The organism is Paraburkholderia nodosa DSM 21604, from assembly GCF_000519185.1.
GTDB classification, from domain to species: domain Bacteria; phylum Pseudomonadota; class Gammaproteobacteria; order Burkholderiales; family Burkholderiaceae; genus Paraburkholderia; species Paraburkholderia nodosa.
On sequence record NZ_JAFA01000009.1, the window covers coordinates 1 to 17,487 of the forward strand.

A 17,487-nucleotide genomic window follows, 5' to 3' on the forward strand; every position below is an offset into this window, starting at 1 on the left:
AGGGGCCGGCGCGAGCGGTCCGCCAACGCGGCGGCGCTGTCATCCTGGGCATGCCGGGCCAGCCACTTGTAGCCGGTCTTCGGGCTGATGCCGAAACGCCGGCACAGCTCACGCCGGTTGGCGCCTTCCTGCAAGGCCAGATTCACGAATTCCAGACGCAGGTTCATGGTGTTTCTCGGGTTCCAGGGCATGAACGGCTCCAGGCGAATCACTCGCCCGAAGTGTTACCCATGTCCCCGCACACCTGTTACCCATGTCTCCGGTCCATACACCGCGGCAAAGAAAGGAGGCAAAGAAAGCCGCTCAAACCGCTAGCGCCTGCCACGGTTCACATCGCGCCGCTAATGGTGAATGGCTCCGGAGCGTCTGTCACCTCTCGCCCACAAACGGAGTGACAAGGCAATCATCCTTCCGGCGGCGCTCCGCGCGCCGAAGGGCATAACCAAAAACCATTGGTGCGCGTGCATTCTCGCCGAGGCTGACAGCGCCCCCTGGTTTCCCNTGCAGCCCCAACCGCAGCGCGCGTAGCGAGCAGCGGGATGAATGACTGCCTTGTCACTCACTTTGGTGGTGCGAGGTGACAGACGCTCCGGAGCCATTCACCATCAACGGCGCGATGTGAACTGTGGCAGGCGCTGGCGGTTTAAGCGGCTTTCTTTTGCCTACTTTTCTTTGCCGCTGGCAAAGAAAAGTAGGTGCCGCCCCGCACAGGGGCAACGCCTGCATACCGACGCGAACATAAGAAAACGCGAAATCGCCAGGAACGACGACAAAATCACCCACTGAGCACCCGCTCAGGATTCCTTCTCATGATTCACCTTATCGGCATGCCGAAAATCCTTAGAATGAATCCCATGCTTCTTAAGCAGCATCTGCAAATGCGACCGATTCATATCACAGCGCCTCGCAAGCTCCGCCACCGTGCCCCCAGTCTCCTGCAACCCACGCTCAAGAAACGCCCTCTCAGCCTCATCACTAGCAGCGCGCTTCGCATCGCTCAGTGAAAGAGGCGCACCCGCCGCCTCAGCCTCCGCCACCCGCAAAGCCAGCGCAGCAGGCTTAGGCCGGATATCATCGGGCAGATGCTCGATATCGGCCGTGTCGCCCGCAAGGCACGAAAGCCGATACACGAGATTACGCAGCTCGCGAATATTCCCCGGATAAGCGTACGTAAGCAAAAAGTCGCGCAGCTTGGGCGTAAGCTTCACTGGCCGTCGCTTGAGCTGCCCAGCAGCCTCATCGCCGAAATAAGCAATGAGTAGCGGAATCTCGTCGTTGCGTTCGCGCAGCGCCGGCAACGTCACATGAATCACGCTCAGCCGATAAAACAGGTCCTCGCGAAACCGCCCCTGCGCGGCGAGTTCGCGCAAGTTGCGGTTGGTCGCCGCAACGATGCGCGTGTCGACCCCAATCGGTTCATCGGAGCCCACCCGCTGGATCTCGTGCGCTTCGAGCACGCGCAGCAGCTTCACCTGCCCCTGCAGCGGCAACTCGCCGATCTCGTCCAGAAAGATCGTCCCCGTATGCGCGCTTTCGAACTTCCCTTTGCGATCGCTCGACGCCCCCGTGAACGCCCCTCTGCGATGGCCGAACAGCTCCGATTCGAGCAGGTTCTCGGGTATCGCGCCGCAGTTGACCGAGATATACGGGCGGTCGGCGCGCGCGCCGTTGGCGTGAATCACCTTCGCCATCAACTCCTTGCCCGTACCGCTTTCGCCGTCGATCAGCACCGGCAGGTCGGTGGGCGCCGCCTTTTCCGCAATCTCCAGCGCGGCGAGCAGCTTCGGGTTGTCGCCGAATATGCCTTCGAAGATGAAGCTGCGCTCGATCAGCGCCTCGCGCCGCCGGTGCGCGGAGGGCGTGAGGGCGTCCGGCCTGGCCAGCGCATCGAGCGCTTCGGGCGCCTCTGACGCCGCTTCGACGAAGCGCTCCTTGCGCGAGAGTTGCATGACTTCCTCGCGCAGCGCGTTCGACTGGTTCAAAAGCTTTTCGATGTCGGTGCGTTCGAGCCGCGGCGCCCAGCGCAGCGTGGAGCGCAGGATCTCGATCTTCTCGAGCAGCCCCGCATATGACACAACGGAACTGCCAAAGCCGTGCGGGTCGAAGAGCTTCATGATGCCCCCAGCTGCTTTTGCACGAGCTGGTAATACATGCCCCTGCGCTCGACGAGTTCTTCGTGCCGCCCCTGCTCCACGATCGCCCCTTCGTAGAGCACGAGGATCTTGTCCGCCCGCATGATGGTGCTCAACCGGTGCGCGATGATGAGCGCCGTGCGGCCCTGGAGAATGTCATGCATGTTCGAAAGGATGTTGCTTTCCGACTGCGTGTCGAGCGACGAGGTCGCTTCGTCGAACACGAGCAGACGCGGGTCGTGATAGAGCGCGCGCGCAATGCAAAGGCGCTGGATCTGCCCGCCCGAGAGGCCCACGCCGCGCTCGCCCACCACCTGCTCGTAGCCGAGCGGCATCTTGCTGATGAACGCGTGCGCATCCGCCATGCGCGCCACTTCCTCCATGCGCCGCCAGTCGGGCGTTGCATCGCCGCACGCGATGTTCTCGGCAATCGTGCCGGAGAACACGAGGTTCGTCTGCATCACGTAGCCTACCTGGGCACGAAAGTACGCGTGGTCGATCACGCTCATGTCGTAGCCATCCACGTTGATCTTGCCTTCGGTCGGCGCGTAGAAGCCCACCAGCAGTTTCGCGAGCGTCGTCTTGCCGGAGCCGCTGCGCCCGACGATCGCCACCATCTGGCCGCGCTCGACCGAAAAGCTGATGTTTTCCAGCACATAAGGCGTTTCGTTGCCGCCGTAGCGGAAATACACGCCGTCGAATTCAATGTCGCCCTGCAGGTCGGGAAGCAGCACGCGCGAACCCAGGTCGGCGGGCTTCTGCTCGGGCTCGATATCGAGCACGTCGCCTAGCCGCTCCATCGCGACCGCCGCATCGTTCATGAGGCTCCAGAGCCCCACGAGACCCATGAGCGGCGCGAGCACGCTGCCCATGAACGCATTGAACGCAATGAGCTGCCCGATGCTCAATTCCTGATCGAGCACGAGCGTGGCGCCCGCCCAGAGAATCACGATCGTGGTCGCGGCATTGAGCAACTGGCTGCCGAGACCGACCAGAATATGGAACGCCTGCGCGCGATACTGCACTTCGAGCGACTTCGCGTACTTGCGCTCCCACTTCAGGCGCACCGCTCTTTCTATCCCCATGCCCTTCACGGTTTCGACGCCGCCAAGCGTCTCCATCAGCATGGAGCGCGCGTCGGTGGACACAGCGAAGACTTCACGCGCGTAGCGCTTGATGCGCGGCGTGGCAATGGCGGTCAGCGCCATGATGGGAATCACGAACGCGATCAGCAGCAGCGTCAGCTTCACGTTGTAGAGGAACATGATCGTGAAGTAGATGAAGATCATCAGCAGGTTGAGCGCCGTCGTCACCGTCGATTCAGTCAGAAACGCGCGTATCGTCTGGTTTTCCTGAAAGCGCGCGAAGATATCACCTGTTTTACGCCGCGCGAAAAACGAGAACGGCAGCGACATGGTGTGCTTGAAGAACTGCGACATCATCGCGAAGTCGAGACTGCGCACCATGAAATTCGACAGATGCGCGCGTATCGTCGTCATGAGCTGCGCAAACACGTGCGAAATGATGAGCCCCACGATCAGAAGATGCAGCAGGCTCACGTTCTGGTGGACGATCACGCTGTCGAGAATGTTCTGGATGATGAGCGGCGGCACCACGCCCAGCATCTGGATCACGAAGGTCGCGAGAAACAGGTGGGCAAGTATTTTCCGGTAGGGCAGCAGATATCCGATGAAGCGCACCCACGGCGAGTGCGTCGCCGCCTGCGCGCCCGTGGTCTCGCCCGCCGTGAACAGGAGGCACGTGCCGTTCCAGCCGCGCTCGAACGCTTCGACGCTCAGCTTGCGAAAACCGAGCGCCGGGTCGGCCACCCTCACCCACTGCTTCGACACGCCATATACAACGATGTAGTGGTAGCCCTCCCAATGCGCGATGAAGGGCAGCTCGAACCCTTGCAGCGCTTCGTACGTGCACTGCACGCCGCGCGTGGTGAAGCCGAGCGCCTCGCCGGTGCGCGCGAGACTGTCCAGCGTCGCGCCCTGCGTCGTCACGTTCGCGAGGTCGCGCAGCTTGCCGAGCGTCATGGGAATGCCGTAATGCCGGCAGATCATGGCGAGGCACGCCGCGCCGCAATCCATCTCTTCGGCCTGTTCGACCAGCACGAAGCGCTTGATCACGCGTTCGCTGAAGGTCGCGTCCGCGCCGCTGTCCACGGCAACGGGCCGGCTGCGGCGCTCGGCGACCTTCTTCTGCCGCTGCAATTCGCGCTCGTTGAAGCGCACGCGCTCTTCCAGCACCTCGCGCAGCTTCGGGTTGCGCTCCAGCATGAAATGCACGGTCTTCTCGGGAATCACCAGCAGCCGTACATCGGTGAGCGCCGTGACGCTCGCGGGCTGATCCTGGCGAAGCAGGCACGCGCGTTCGCCGAAAATTTCCCCCGCGCCGAGCTTCGCGATCTGATAGACGCTGCCGTCCTCCTCGCGCGCAATGCTGACTTCGCCCTGGCGCACGACATACAGGCGCATGTCGCCGCCGGCGCCTTGATGGATGATCTCCTTGCCCGCGCTCACGCGCTTGACGCCCACGCTCGACACATACTCTTCCAGTTCGGCGCGCGATAGCTTGCCACGCAGGTCGAAGAGCCGCGTGACGAACCCGCCCGCGGAGCTGATCGCCACATAGCTCGTCACGAACGACTGCGCGGCGGGATTCGCGGCGAGCAGCGGTTCGAGCGCCGCGCGGGGGATGCAAAGCACCTCGGTCTTCGCGGAAGCGCGCACCGACACTTCGTGCCAGTAATCGCGCAGCATGGCGATTTCGCCGAACACTTCGCGTTCCTTGCGCACGCCGAGACTCATTTCCTTGCCGCGCTCTTCGGCGATGAGCCGCACGGAGCCCGAGCGGATCACATAGAGTCCGGCTGCGGGTTCGCCGCGCTTGCAGAGCGTGTCGCCGAATGCGTAGCTATGCGTTTCGACCTGCGCGGCGAGACGGTCGAGTTCTTCGCGCGTAAAGAGCGAGAGCGGTTCGACCGATGCGAGAAAATCCACCAGCGACGGTGCGCTGGCAGGTAGGGGCGCCTGGGTGTCCATCAGCGTGGCTCTGCGCGCTCAGTGCGCGTCGATGATATGTTCTTGCGCGCGCTCCGCGAGCCATTCTTCGCGCAACAGCCGCCGCACCTCGGAAGAAACGTCCGCCTCGAGCAACGCCGGATGCTTTGCCGTCACGCAGAAAATTTCGAAGAACGAACCGTCCGGAGCGGGGAACGGGCCGAGCAGGTCGCCGACCTGCGCATTGAACACCTTCGCCTCAATGTCCGTTTTCAACGACCCGCGCAGCACCTTGCCGATCACGCCGCCGCGCTCGCTCGTGTCCGCGATCGAATGCTCGCGCGCCATTTCGCTGAACGCCTGCGGCTCGTCCTCCAGAATCGACATGACCTCGCGCGCCTTGCCTTCCGAGTCCACCACGATGTGGCTCACTTCGATGCTGTCGAATTTCGGCGAATTGAGCTTGAAATAGCTTTCGACCGCCTCGTCGCTGCAGATCTGGTTGACGGTCTTCTCCTGATAGAGCGTGTCGGTAATGAAGCGCTCGAATTCATCGAGGCTGATGCCGAACACGTCCAGGTAGCGATTCATGTCCGCCGCGCGGTGCAACCCCCGCACGCGGCGAAACTGGTCGGCGCGTTGCTGGATTTCGTCGGGCTCCACCTTCACGCCCATTTTCTTCGCGGCGATGACCGTCAGCCGGTCGCGCACCTGCTGTTCGACCAGGCTCTCGAACTGCCCCGTGAGTTTCAGCGCGCGGATGAAATCTTCCGTGCCGATCGCTTCATCGTCGATCCGTACGATTGTCGTCATTGCGTTCCCCTGATTTCCGATTCCCGAATTTCGAACTGATTGGTGTCGTCAGCCAGCGATCTGCCGGAACGGGTCCAGCGCGAAATCGATCAGGCGACGCTCGCGCACCACGATTTCGGCGGTTGCCGTCATGCCGTAGCGCAGCGGATACGTCGCGCCCCCAATCGAAAAATGGTCGCGCGCGAGACGCACGCGACCCTCGTAAACTGGCTCCTTCGTCTGCGCCTGCGGCTTCGTGGTCGGCGAAATATATTCGAGCGTGCCGTCCACCACGCCATAGCGCTGATACGGAAACGCGTTGAATTTCAGCTTGACGGCCAAGCCCTCGTGCAGGAACGCGCGGTCCTGCTCCGCAATCGCCACCTTCACGATCGGGCGCGCATTGGCCGGCGCAATGCCTCCGAGCGGCGTGTTCGCCTGGATCTTGTCGCCGGGCTGCGTCGTCGTCACGTCCGTAATCACGCCCGAGACCGGCGCGAGCACGAGCAGGAAGTTGTCCTTGTCGATGTTCTCAAAGCGGATGCGCGCCGCGGCGTCGGCGGCAAGGCGCGCGGTTTGCACCTGCAGGCGCAGCTTGTCCTCGGTATTGGCGATTTCGCGCTCCGTCGCGTCGTATTCGATGCGTAGCGACGTGAGCTGCCCGGCGCTGCCTTCGAGCTGCGCCTTCGCCTGGGAAAACTCGTGGCTCGTTTGCGCCTGTAATTCGCTGAGCCGCGCCTGTGCGATCCGGTAGTTGTTATCGGCCTGCAGGAACGCGCTGCGCTTTTCCTCGACCTGGCTTTGCGATACCCCGCCGCCGCCCGGCAGCGCGAACAGGCGCTCGTACTTGTCCTGGTCTTCCTTCGCGAGGTCGCGCACGTGGCGCGCGTTGTCGATATTGCCGCGCGCTTCGTCGAGCTGGGCGTTCTCGGCCTGCTGGAGCTTGCTCGTGCCTTCCGCCACGCGCGTTTCATGCAGATGCGTTTCAACGTCCATCTGCGCCTTGAGCGCCTCGGCCTTGCGCTCCATGAGCGCCTTCTTCTCGGGGAATTCCTTCCAGTCGCGTTCGGCGTCGTCGAGCTTCAGGCGCGCATCGAGCGCGTTGGTCGCCGCCTGGATCGCGCCGCGCGCGTTGATACGGCCAATGACGTCGTCCTTCTCCACGGGCTGACCTTCGGCGATGTAGATGTCCACGAGTTCCCCATCCACCGGCGCGTAGATGCGGCGCACTTCGGACTCCGGGGCGAGCGCCCCCTGCGCGCTCACGATGACATCGGCACGCCCGACGAACGACCACAGGAAGGCGCATACCACGAGTCCAACCATCGTGATGATCGTGGCCTCAATGAGGCGCCACGGGCGCGCGGTGAGGATCGCCACGCCTTCCTCGCTGTGGTCGCCCAGCGCCTCGCCAAGCGGGCGCGGCGGTTCGGGCGCCGCAAGCCCCCCCGGCATGCCGAGCGCCTTGCCCAGGCGCTCAATGAGCTGGCGCGGATTCACCATGCCCTCCCGCTTGCGCAAGCGTTTCGAGCGCGCCCGCATGGGCTGCGAACGGCGGCGTGGCGAAGTGCGCGGCGGCCAGACGGTCGTGAACGGCCTGCACGTGGCCCGCGTGCGCCTCGCTGTCGATCTGCTGATACTGGTCGACGTCGGCGCGCACGGCATCGAGCCCGGCGAGGCGCGGATAGCGCTGCGCGTAGTCGCTCAGCATCGCGGTGAGCGCGTCGAAGCGGTCGCTCGCGAGCGCGCTGTCGATTGCCTGATGGATACGGTCGAGCGCGGCCACATACACGGAGTCGTCGCTCTGCAGCTTGCGCAAGTGGCTGAGCGAGTCCGCATACACGACGGCAAACGCCGGCACATAGGCCGAGATCCGGTCGAATGCACGCTGATGCTCGCCGGGGTCGTCGTTCCAGCGGCTCGTCAGCGCATGGATCGGCGCTTCGTCGCGATAGATGCGGATCGGCGCCTGCGGGCCGCCCCGTCCCTGCACGAACGATTGCAGTGCGCCGATCCAGCCGATGTTTTCCACGAGCGGCGCGGCGTCCGGGTTGTGGCGCGCGAGTGTACGCATGTCTTCCACGATGGCGCGCGCACGGTCGAACGCGCGCGCGTTGATCGCGGCGACCCAGTCGGGCACGTCCGCCTTGATGAGCGCTTCCGTCCCCATCGCGCGCCACGTGCTGTCGTTCGGGTGGCGCGTGAGATATTGATCGGCCATGCGCGCCGCGCTTTCAAACTGTCCGCTCGTGAGCAACGCCTGCATGTCGCGCTGCGGCGCGCCCTGGAAATACGTGAGCGCGACGAGCGCGAGGATCACGGCAATCCCGCCGCCGCCCCAGCGCGCGAACGCGCCCATATTGATCTTCCCGCTGCCGCCCAGCGCTTCGCTCAGCTCGCTCAGGAAGACCTCGAGTCTGCCGCGCCGACGTCGCGCGTCGTGGCCCGGTTCCGGCGCGGGGTGAGGCGCATCGGGGTTGATTTCGTCGTCCTGCGCGGGCGCGGGAGGCGTGCAGAAAATGTCGAGAAACGAGTGCGCGCTGCCAATGAAGGTCGTGCGGTCGGCGTCTTCGGCGACCACCGACGCGCGGCGCTCGCGCGTCGCCGTCACGGTGGCATCGCTTCCACTCGTGCTCTCGAGGCCGACCCGGTAGACGAAGTGCTCGCCCCCAAAGGCGATCCGCTGGCCGTCTTCGAGCTTGACCGCGTGATCGTCGAGCCGCTGGCCGTCGAGGAACGTGCCGTTGGTGCTGCCCAGGTCTTCGACATACATCGCGTCGTCTTCGGCGTAGATGTGCGCATGACGCCGCGACAGGTAGTTCACCTGATGCGGATACGCGTCGTGATACTGCGAGAACGTCTCGTCGGCCTTGCTGATCAGGAACGGAAAACTCGTGACGACGATCTGCTGCAGACCGAGATCGGCGCGCTCCGGCGTGAGCGTCACCACGGTCGCCCGCACCGGCGCGTGCACCGTACGCGGCGCGAAGCTCACGCGAAACGCGAGCGCGCCGGCAAAGCTGAGTTCGTCGCCGTCGTTGAGCACGTGGGGCTTCTGGGTGACTTCGATACCGTTGACCGCCGTGCCGTTCTTGCTGCCCAGGTCGGCTACGTAGGCCGCCGCGCCCTCGCGGAAGATGCGCGCGTGACGGCGCGAGACATCGACCACAACCTCGGGCCGCGCCGCGGCAAAAGGCGGCTGTGTCCGCCCGACTGCGAAAAGATCCTTGTCGATGCGGATTTCGCCCAGCTCCGCATGCGATAGCGGCCGCAGCACGATATCGAACGTCCGGTCGAGCGATGTCTGGCTCTCGGCAATGGAAGCGGCGTCAGGCACCATGATTCCGCCAGCGATCAGCAGTTGTCAGCCGGGACGCGCGTGGCGCAAGCGCCGCGTGCGCACTGACTCTCCGTGTGAAGCCGTGCGCCTTGCACATGGCGATCGGGGTGTGAGAAAAGTGTAGGCGACTGTTGGCTGGAGTCAAACAACTGACGCGGCCCGCCGCAACGAGCGCGCTCACTTGACGGGCGCTGCCGGCACGGCGGAACTCGAGGCCACGTTGGCGACATCGACGTCGGGCCAGCCGCCGCCGATCGCCTTATAGAGGGTGACAGTGTCGCTCAGAATCAGCTCATGGTTGGCGAGAAGCGACTGTTCCGCATTCGCGAGCGAACGTTCGGACTCCAATACTTCGAGCTGCGACACGAGCCCTTCCTTCAACTGCGCCTCGACCTGCGCCGCGACGGTGCGCAGCCGCTCGTTCTGCTGCAGCAATTCGATGCGCTGCTTTTTATGCGCGTCGAGGTTCACGAGCGCGTTCTCGACTTCTTCGAACGCCGTGAACACCACCTGGCGATACTGCTCTTCGGCAACCTTGCCCTGGGCCTCGGTCGTCTTGATGTGGGCATGTACGCCGGGGTCGAACATCGGGAAGTCGATGCTCGGCATGAAGCTCAGCGTGAATACCTTGAACAGATCGGAGAGCGAGAACGCGGCTGTGCCGGCGCGGCCCGTGAGACTGATGGTCGGCAATTGCGCGAGCCGCGCGGAACCGACTTCATCATACGATTCGAGAATGCGGTACTGCGCGGCCACCACGTCGGGGCGGCGCCCCAGCAACTGCGCGGGCAGGCCCATGGGCACATCCGGCAGCTTCACGCGCTCGCGCAACTGGCCCAGCGGCATCCTGAACTCGCCCGCGGGCACGCCGACCAGCGTGGCAAGCGCGTTTTCGGCGGTATCGCGCTCACGGTGCAGTTCCAGCAGTTCGTTCGTCACGCCATTGACTTCCGCGCCCTGGCGCAGCACCTCGGTTTTCGGCGCGACACCGTTTGCGTACATCTGCTGGTAAATGGTGAGAATCTGCTTGTTCCGCTTCAGCGTGTCTTCCTCGTCGCGGATCTGATCGTCGAACTGGAGGATCTGGAAATAAGTGCTCGCCACATTCGCAACGAGCGTCAAATAGCCTGCACGCCAATCCGCTTCGCTAGCGTGATACTCGGCCTTTTGGGCCTGCACGCTTTTTTCGACTTTGCCCCAGATATCGATGTCCCAGTTGACCTGAGTGGCGACGTTATAGGTCTTCGAGAGCACTAGCCCCGTGCTCTTCTCATAATCGATACCCGCGCCCGCGTCGACCGTGGGAAGTGCACCGGCCTGCACTTCCCCGATCTGCGCCCCGGCCACGCCAATGCGCGCCGCCAGTACCCGGATATCGATATTGCCCGCAATCGCCTTTTCTATGAGTGTATTCAGGTAGGGATCGTCGAACTCTGTCCACCACTGCGGATTGACCGTATCGGCCGCGGAAAACGTGCGGCTCGTATGCGCCCAGGCGTCCTTCGCAGGCATGTCCGGGCGCCGGTACGCAGGCGTACTCAGATCCGTGCAGCCGCACAGCGCCACGGCACACAACCCAGCCGTTCCGACGAAGCGGGTCAGCCAGCGCGACGCGCCGCGGCCTGCGTGTGCGGCGGACGGCGAGAGCGGTGTGTTCACAATCGACTCCTTGAGCGGAAGGCGGCGAAGGACGCGACGAAGAAGCGGTGTGCAGCGGACGCGGTGGAGGGCGGCGCCGTGGAGGCGGGAAGCCTCCACGGCTGGCAGCACGATCAGAAGTTGATCGTGTTGTGAGCCGTCTGCACGGGGTTGACCGACGAATGGAGGTTGTTCACGAACGCCACGTCGTTGCCCGTGTTGCTCAGGATGGTGTTCGTCTGGCCGATCAGCTGCTCTGCGGTGAAGTTGGTGGAGTCGACCTTCACGCTCGGCGTCGGGTAGTAGACGGGCCAGAGGCCCAGGCCGCCGCGTACGGCGCTCATTTCACGGCGGTCGAGTTCTTGTGCGACGCTCAGGTCGGCGATCATCAGCTTGCTCATGGCAGTTCTCCAGAAAAGGATGCAACACTGTTGGGGTTTTGAGCTGCAAGGTTGCGGGCTCAGGTCCAACAAGGCATGAGGCGTGCCATGTGCACGAGCGCGCGAGCGCGCCGCGGCACAACGCCCGTTGCATAAGGACTGTTCTGGAATTCCCGGAGCCTCACGCGCGGCGCGTGGCGCACGCGATCCGTGCGTTGTGATGGGCGCACGCCAACTCGTCGACCGGCTTATGTTGGCGTGCTGCGAACAGGGATTTTCGGGGGGACGTGAAAGCGTCGCAAACGTTCGTCTATCGCCGCGGCGTGCGCGACAGGATCGTATGGATCACTTAACGTAGATGGTGATTTTCTTCGAGTACACCGGCGGGTTGTGCGGCACGTGGTGCGCGTCGCCCATCAGCAGCTGCAGCGTATGTTTGCCCGGCGGCAACTGAAGCGTGGTTTCGGTCTGGCCGGCGCCGAAGTGCAGGTGGTTGCGATCGGATGGAATGGGCTGATCCATCGGCGGCAAGTCCGTATCGACGAGCAGATGGTGGTGGCCCGTGTTGGGAAACTCGACTTCCGCAGGCGCCACGCCCATGTTGCGCAGCCCGAACCAGACGCGAAATGGCCGCCCGGCCGGCATGACCTGGCCGTCGTTGGGCCAGCCGATATAAACATGCGCGTTCGGGTCGGCCGGCGTCGTGCCTGCATGCGCCGCACCGCCCGCGAGCAGCACGAGGCTGGCAGCAAAAACGAGGAACCTGTTCATGGCATGCACTCCCGCTTCTTTTGCGCTGCGGCTAAAGCCGGATGTCCTTCGCTACTTGACGTTGACCGTGATCTTCTTGGAGTACACCGGCGGATCGTGCGGCACGTGGTTGTAGTCGCCCATCAGCAACTGCAGCGTGTGCTTGCCCGGCGGAAGCTCGATCCGGGCTTCCGTTTCGCCCGCGCCGAAATGCAAATGATTGCGATCCGACGGGATCGGCTGGTCGAGCGGTGGGAGGTCCGTGTCGATGAGCAAGTGATGATGGCCCGTGTTCGCCTTGTTGATCCCCTTGGGGCAGACGCCCATGTTGCGCAGCCCCATGCGCACCCAGAACTTGCCGGTGGGAATCGTCGCGCCGTCCGGCGGCCAGATGATGTAGACCTCCGCGCCGGGCGGCGACGGGGTGCGCTCGGCAAACGCGAGGCGCGGCATCAGGACGGCCGCTGCCAGGGCCAACAGGGTTGCTCTTCGTTGCATCTTTATGCTCCTCGTTCGGCAGACGGCGCGCGGCTTTGGAGTTCGGTGCGTGTTCTACAGCTTAGGACGGATTCAAGCGGATGGAGATAAATCGGCGCGGCGCGCGCGGGTGCCACCCAGTTACTGCATCGCCCGGCGTGCGTGCTATTTTGTAGTTGTGCGCAGGCAGTGCCTGTGCCGGCGGCGGCCCGCGTTTCGCGCGAGCGCGGCCGGCGACTGCCGCGGGGTAGCGCACCGTCGGCATTGAAAGGCGATGACGCCTGGGTATGCACCCGGGTTGGCACCTGATAGGGAGAACGAACATGTGGCGGCTAGTGTTGCCTGTGTGCCTCTTGATCTCGCTAGGCCTGACCTCGACGCTACGCTCGGCTGCGCCGGCGGCGCATGACCGCTCGACTCCGGCACGCGAGCAGCCGCGTCTCGAGCCGCAAGACCCTGGTGGGTACGCAAGCGCCCACGCCGCGCTTGAGCGGGTCGCCGCGGCCAGCGCAGCGCGGCAACGCTATGGCGTCGCGATCGTGCGAGTCGGCCTGATGCCGAAAGACACCTCCCAGGAATACGAAATCACGTTCTGGAATTCGATCAAGGACAGTCAATACGCCAGCGACTACGAGGCGTATCTCAAGGCCTATCCGAATGGACGCTTCGCGCCGCTCGCGCAGGCTCGCCTGACGCGTTTGCGTGCGGAGGCATCGAAACCGGCTGCAGCGTCCGCCGCGCCCGCTACGCCCACCCTGCACCCGGCTAGCAGCCCCGCTGCCGCCGCGCCGGCACCGGCGCCTCAGGCAAAGACTCCGCCTCCCCCGGCCGCCCCGTCGCCCGCGCCGCCACCCGCTCAGACCAAGGCAGCGCCCGCCTCCGCGCCTCCCGCCGCGGCCACGGCAGCGGCGACGGCCGCAGCAGCAGCGATTGCTGCGAAGGCCAACCCGGCCATTTCGAAGCCGGGTCCGCACGACATTCAGGACTGCCCATCTTGCCCGGTGCTGGTCGCGGTGACGCCAGGCAACTTCACCATGGGCATCGACACCGACGATGCATCGGAGCGGCCCGCGCACCACGTGACGATCAGCCATAGCTATGCGCTCGCGAAGTATGCGGTGACGGTGGCGCAGTGGAACGCGTGTGTCGCCGCGAGCGCCTGCCCGCGCCTGTCGAACGAGAACAACGCCTCGCCGAACGCCCCCGTACGCGACCTGAGCTGGGACGACGCGCAGCAGTACGTGAAATGGCTTTCGAAGGTGAGCGGCAAACCCTATCGCCTGCCGACGGAGGCGGAATGGGAATATGCCGCGCGCGCCGGCACCGAAACGCGCTACTGGTGGGGCAACGACATGCGCAAGGGCACGGCGAACTGCAAGGACTGTGGGCCGCCGTGGCACGTCGAGGCGCCCGACGACGTCGGCTCTTTTCCCGCCAACGCGTTTGGCTTCTACGACATGGCCGGCGGCGTTTGGGAATGGGTCAGCGACTGCTGGCACAACTCGTACAAGAACGCGCCGAACGATGGCCACTCATGGGACGAGCCCAACTGCCAGACGCGCGTGATCCGCGGCGGATCGTGGCGCGACGGCGCGGGCTATATGCTCGCCGCCACGCGCTTCAAATACGACAGCAGCGTACGCTACGAAGCCAATGGATTTCGCGTAGCGCGCGACATGAAATAACGCAGACTACGCTGCGGGTCTCGCCTGGAGACGCACATGGCTTGCGATGTTCCGATTACTCGCCGGACATTCCTCAAGGCCATGGGGAGCGGCGCGGTCACGATGTCGGTCAGCTCCATCACCGCATTCGCGGCCGCGAGCCCAGCCGCACTCGCCGCGACGAACGCCCATTCCGCGCCACAGGCACCGAACGGCGCCCCCGACTGGGCGCCGGAACCTGGCAAGGCGCGCTGGCGCATCGAGGGCGTGAGCAAGGTCACGGGCGCGAAGATCTACGCGCGCGATTACAAGGCGCGCGACTTCGACGGCTGGCCGAAAGAAGAAAATTGGCTATACGCCCTGAGATGCAATTGCGTCGACAAGAATTTCGAAGACTTCGACCTGAGCGTATTGCCGCATGACCTTCGCCCCATCGCCGTGGTATCCAACCAGACGTTGAATGACAATCGCATCTACCTCGCTGCCGAAAAGGATCCGGTAGCTAGCGAAGATATCTATCTTTTCGCGCAGAAGGGCAAACCCGCTAATTGCTACGGTCAGCCCGTCGCCTTGTTGATCTTCGAAGATTTCGATACGTATCGCCACGCAAAGAAACTGCTCGATTTCAACGAGTCGGTGATCCGTTACGGAGCAACGGTGCCGCAAAGCACCACGACCACCTTGTATCCATCCGCATCGAAGCTTTATGTGCGCGACGACGCGAAGTCGTTTTCGAACCTCCAGAGCAGCGGCCACGCCGATACGACATTCACCGCCAAATGCAACAGCATAGGTAAAGGCATTCTCAGTCTGGCCAGCGCCAAGGTCGACAGCAAGGCCTGGCACCAGTTCGATGGCGCCTTCAAAACGCCCGCAATCGATCCCGTCTTCATGGAGCCGGAGTCGGGACTGGCGTGGTTTCAGGGGGATTCCGGTTGTCTGAACCTGGTGCTCGGCACACAATCGCCGCGCGGCGACTGCCTGGCCGCATGTAAGGTGTTCAAGGACAGCAATATCAACGTCAAGCACGTTCACGTGATCAGCTGCTACCCAGGCGGCGGATTCGGCGGCCGCGACGAATCGTATTTTCCCGTTTATCTCGCGCTCGCCGCGCCCTTCGCGAAGGGGGCGTTGCGCTGGCAGCAGTCGCGCCCTGAACAGTTCCAGGTCGGTTTGAAACGCGCGGAAACGGATTTCACGGAGTCCATCTGGCTCGACGATAGCGGCAGGCTCCAGGCGCTCGTCAGTTCCTTCAGCTTCAATGGCGGCGCCAAGGAAAATCTCACAGGCCCCGTTGGCGACCTTGCCGCCATGAGCGCCATGAGCTGCTACGACATTCCGCGCGCCATTGCGCAAAGCTCCGTGAGTTATACGCCCGCGTTGTTCGGCGGCTCGCAGCGCGGCTTCGGCGGTCCCCAGGCTTATCTCGCCATCGAAACGCTCATGGACGAGGCCGCCCAGGCGCTGCATAAAAGTCCATTCGACATCCGGCACACCAACCTGCTGAGCAAGCAGCACGGCAAAACGCTCACTGGCGCACCGATTCTGTTCCATCTGCAACTCGCCGACCTGCTGAACCAGCTTGAAGCGCACGAGCTATGGCGCAACAGGGAAAGCGTGCGCGCACAACGCCGCGCGCTCGGGTTGCGATATGGCGTCGGGCTCGCCATGGCAAATCAGGCATACGGTACCGGCAAGGACGCCGTATTCGCGATGGTGCAGATTGAGCCGAACGCGGGCCTGCATGTACTCACGCATTACACGGACATGGGCAATGGCGCGGCGACCACGTTGGCCCTCGCGCCTGCCGCGTGCCTTGGGCAGAACGCGCAGAAAATCACCATGAACGAAGTCGAGGCGTTTCAGATTCCAGATTTCGATTACACCAAGCTGGGCATCCTGGGCAAGACCGGAAGTAAAGCGATCTCGGCCCCCTTTGGTTCTTCGAGCGCCTGCCTCGGTGCGTTCCATCACTTTCAGGCCGTAGACCGCGCGGCAATGGTGTTGATGTTGCAAAGCGTGCTGCCTGCCGCACGCGCAATATGGCGCAACCCGCACATCGCGCGGCAAGACCTCAAGTGGACAAACGGAAAGCTGACCGCCGCGGGTCGGGAGCCAATTGGCTGGCCTGCGTTGCTCGACGAGATCAACCGCCGGCAGTTGCCTACCGTGGCCGCCGCTCACGTCACCTATGCGGGTGGGTTCTGGAAAAGCACGTACACGTTCGCGTCGGGCTCCTTCGAGATGGACTGCGACTTCATAGCCGTTGGCACCGATACGCACAATCTCAAGAGCTTGCCTCAAGGCAAGTTGCTGCCGCCAACCGATACGTTCAATTTCGGGCGCACGAACTATGCGCCTTCGGCAGCGCTTGTCGCGGTGTCCGTGAGCCCCGAAAGCGGCCACGTGAAGGTCGAACATGTCGTCACGACGCTCAGCGCCGGCCGCCTCATTTGCCCCGAGATCGTACAAGGCCAGTCGCAAGGCGCAGTGGCCATGGCGATGAGCAATGTGTTGAGCGAGTCGTGTCCGCTGGACAATCACGGCCCCGGCAACGGCGAGTGGAATCTCGACCGCTACCTCATCACGCGTATGACCGACGTCCCACGGCAGGAACTGATCGCGCTGCCGCCGCCGGATGGAGACCATCACAGCGCGCGCGGCATCGGCGAGGCCGTGATGTGCCCCATTGCGCCGGCGCTGCTGAACGCGCTGGCCATGGCAACCGGGCATCGCTTCCGGGAAACCCCCGTCACGCCCGACAAGATACGCGAGGCCCTGAAGTGAGCGAAGCCGACGTCAAGATTCACGTGAACGGACACGCAGTCACGGTACCGGCCGCCGATACCGACATGAGCCTCGCCGAATATCTTCACGAGCGAATGGACCTGACGGGGACCAAGGTGTGCTGCGGCATTGGCGCATGCCGCGCGTGTACCGTGGGCCTGCGCAGCAGCCGCGACGCGCTGATGGAAAAGACCCTGGCGTGCGTCACACCCGTGAGCGCGGTCGCGAATCAGCATGTCTTTACCGTGGAGAGCCTCGCGGACGGCAACAGGCTTTCGCCGCTGCAGCAGACTTTCCTCGAGTCTTTCGCGTTTCAGTGCGGGTACTGCACGCCGGGCTTTCTGATGGCGGCGACCGCCATGCTCGAACATTTGAAGGCGTACCGTATCGGCGCAGACCAGCTCGACGCGGAAATCGACACCTGGGTGGGGGGAAATCTGTGCCGATGCACAGGCTACGTGAAGTATCGCGAAGCGATTCGCAAAGTCGCGCAAATGCAGATGAAAAGCGGAGGATGAC

General features: G+C 63.7%; 13 protein-coding genes. 3 read left to right on the forward strand and 10 right to left on the reverse strand.

The annotated features are described in order from the left end of the window. From A3CW_RS50935 to A3CW_RS0114765, 10 genes are all read right to left on the reverse strand, one after another. Nucleotides 1-191: helix-turn-helix domain-containing protein (locus tag A3CW_RS50935; protein ID WP_154677947.1), on the reverse strand; the 191-nt coding region annotated here is incomplete at its 3' end. A 603-nt stretch (nucleotides 192-794) separates the two neighbouring features. Next, nucleotides 795-2,114 carry a sigma-54 interaction domain-containing protein gene (locus A3CW_RS0114725; protein WP_028204262.1) on the reverse strand — a complete coding sequence of 440 codons (1,320 nt, stop codon included), beginning with the start codon at nucleotides 2,112-2,114 and terminating at the stop codon, nucleotides 795-797. Beyond that, nucleotides 2,111-5,182, reverse strand: a complete 3,072-nt coding sequence (locus A3CW_RS0114730; RefSeq protein ID WP_028204263.1) for a peptidase domain-containing ABC transporter — start codon at nucleotides 5,180-5,182, stop codon at nucleotides 2,111-2,113. The genes A3CW_RS0114725 and A3CW_RS0114730 overlap by 4 nt, the downstream gene beginning before the upstream one ends. A gap of 18 nt (nucleotides 5,183-5,200) precedes the next feature. Beyond that, nucleotides 5,201-5,953, reverse strand: a complete 753-nt coding sequence (locus A3CW_RS0114735; protein ID WP_028204264.1) for a peptidylprolyl isomerase — start codon at nucleotides 5,951-5,953, stop codon at nucleotides 5,201-5,203. A gap of 48 nt (nucleotides 5,954-6,001) precedes the next feature. After that, nucleotides 6,002-7,387 (reverse strand): HlyD family efflux transporter periplasmic adaptor subunit, encoded by a 1,386-nt coding sequence (locus A3CW_RS0114740; RefSeq protein ID WP_028204265.1) that lies wholly within the window; start codon nucleotides 7,385-7,387, stop codon nucleotides 6,002-6,004. A 22-nt stretch (nucleotides 7,388-7,409) separates the two neighbouring features. Then, entirely contained in the window at nucleotides 7,410-9,272 is a 1,863-nt protein-coding gene (locus A3CW_RS0114745; protein WP_028204266.1) for an FHA domain-containing protein, read from the reverse strand. 177 nt (nucleotides 9,273-9,449) lie between these two features. Further along, the gene (locus A3CW_RS46295; protein WP_051481498.1) at nucleotides 9,450-10,874 is read right to left on the reverse strand and encodes an efflux transporter outer membrane subunit; all 1,425 of its coding nucleotides are present in this window, start codon (nucleotides 10,872-10,874) and stop codon (nucleotides 9,450-9,452) included. A 170-nt stretch (nucleotides 10,875-11,044) separates the two neighbouring features. Further along, nucleotides 11,045-11,311 carry a hypothetical protein gene (locus A3CW_RS0114755; RefSeq protein WP_028204267.1) on the reverse strand — a complete coding sequence of 89 codons (267 nt, stop codon included), beginning with the start codon at nucleotides 11,309-11,311 and terminating at the stop codon, nucleotides 11,045-11,047. Between the two features lie 324 nt (nucleotides 11,312-11,635). Then, entirely contained in the window at nucleotides 11,636-12,061 is a 426-nt protein-coding gene (locus A3CW_RS0114760) for a DUF4399 domain-containing protein (RefSeq protein ID WP_028204268.1), read from the reverse strand. Nucleotides 12,062-12,112: 51 nt separating this feature from the next. Next, nucleotides 12,113-12,538: a DUF4399 domain-containing protein gene (locus A3CW_RS0114765; RefSeq protein ID WP_028204269.1), complete on the reverse strand. Its 426-nt coding sequence runs from the start codon at nucleotides 12,536-12,538 to the stop codon at nucleotides 12,113-12,115. A gap of 302 nt (nucleotides 12,539-12,840) precedes the next feature. Here A3CW_RS0114765 and A3CW_RS46300 point away from each other — a divergent pair, with 302 nt between their 5' ends. The 3 genes from A3CW_RS46300 to A3CW_RS0114780 are packed head-to-tail and all read left to right on the forward strand — an operon-like array spanning nucleotide 12,841 to nucleotide 17,486. Continuing rightward, complete coding sequence (locus tag A3CW_RS46300; protein ID WP_407669741.1) at nucleotides 12,841-14,202, forward strand: formylglycine-generating enzyme family protein; 1,362 nt, start codon at nucleotides 12,841-12,843, stop codon at nucleotides 14,200-14,202. A 36-nt stretch (nucleotides 14,203-14,238) separates the two neighbouring features. After that, nucleotides 14,239-16,968, forward strand: a complete 2,730-nt coding sequence (locus A3CW_RS0114775; RefSeq protein ID WP_028204270.1) for a xanthine dehydrogenase family protein molybdopterin-binding subunit — start codon at nucleotides 14,239-14,241, stop codon at nucleotides 16,966-16,968. Continuing rightward, on the forward strand, nucleotides 16,965-17,486 hold the full coding sequence (locus tag A3CW_RS0114780; protein ID WP_028204271.1) for a (2Fe-2S)-binding protein: 522 nt from the start codon (nucleotides 16,965-16,967) through the stop codon (nucleotides 17,484-17,486). Before A3CW_RS0114775 ends, A3CW_RS0114780 begins: the two co-directional genes overlap by 4 nt. The last annotated feature ends 1 nt before the right edge of the window (nucleotide 17,487 follow it).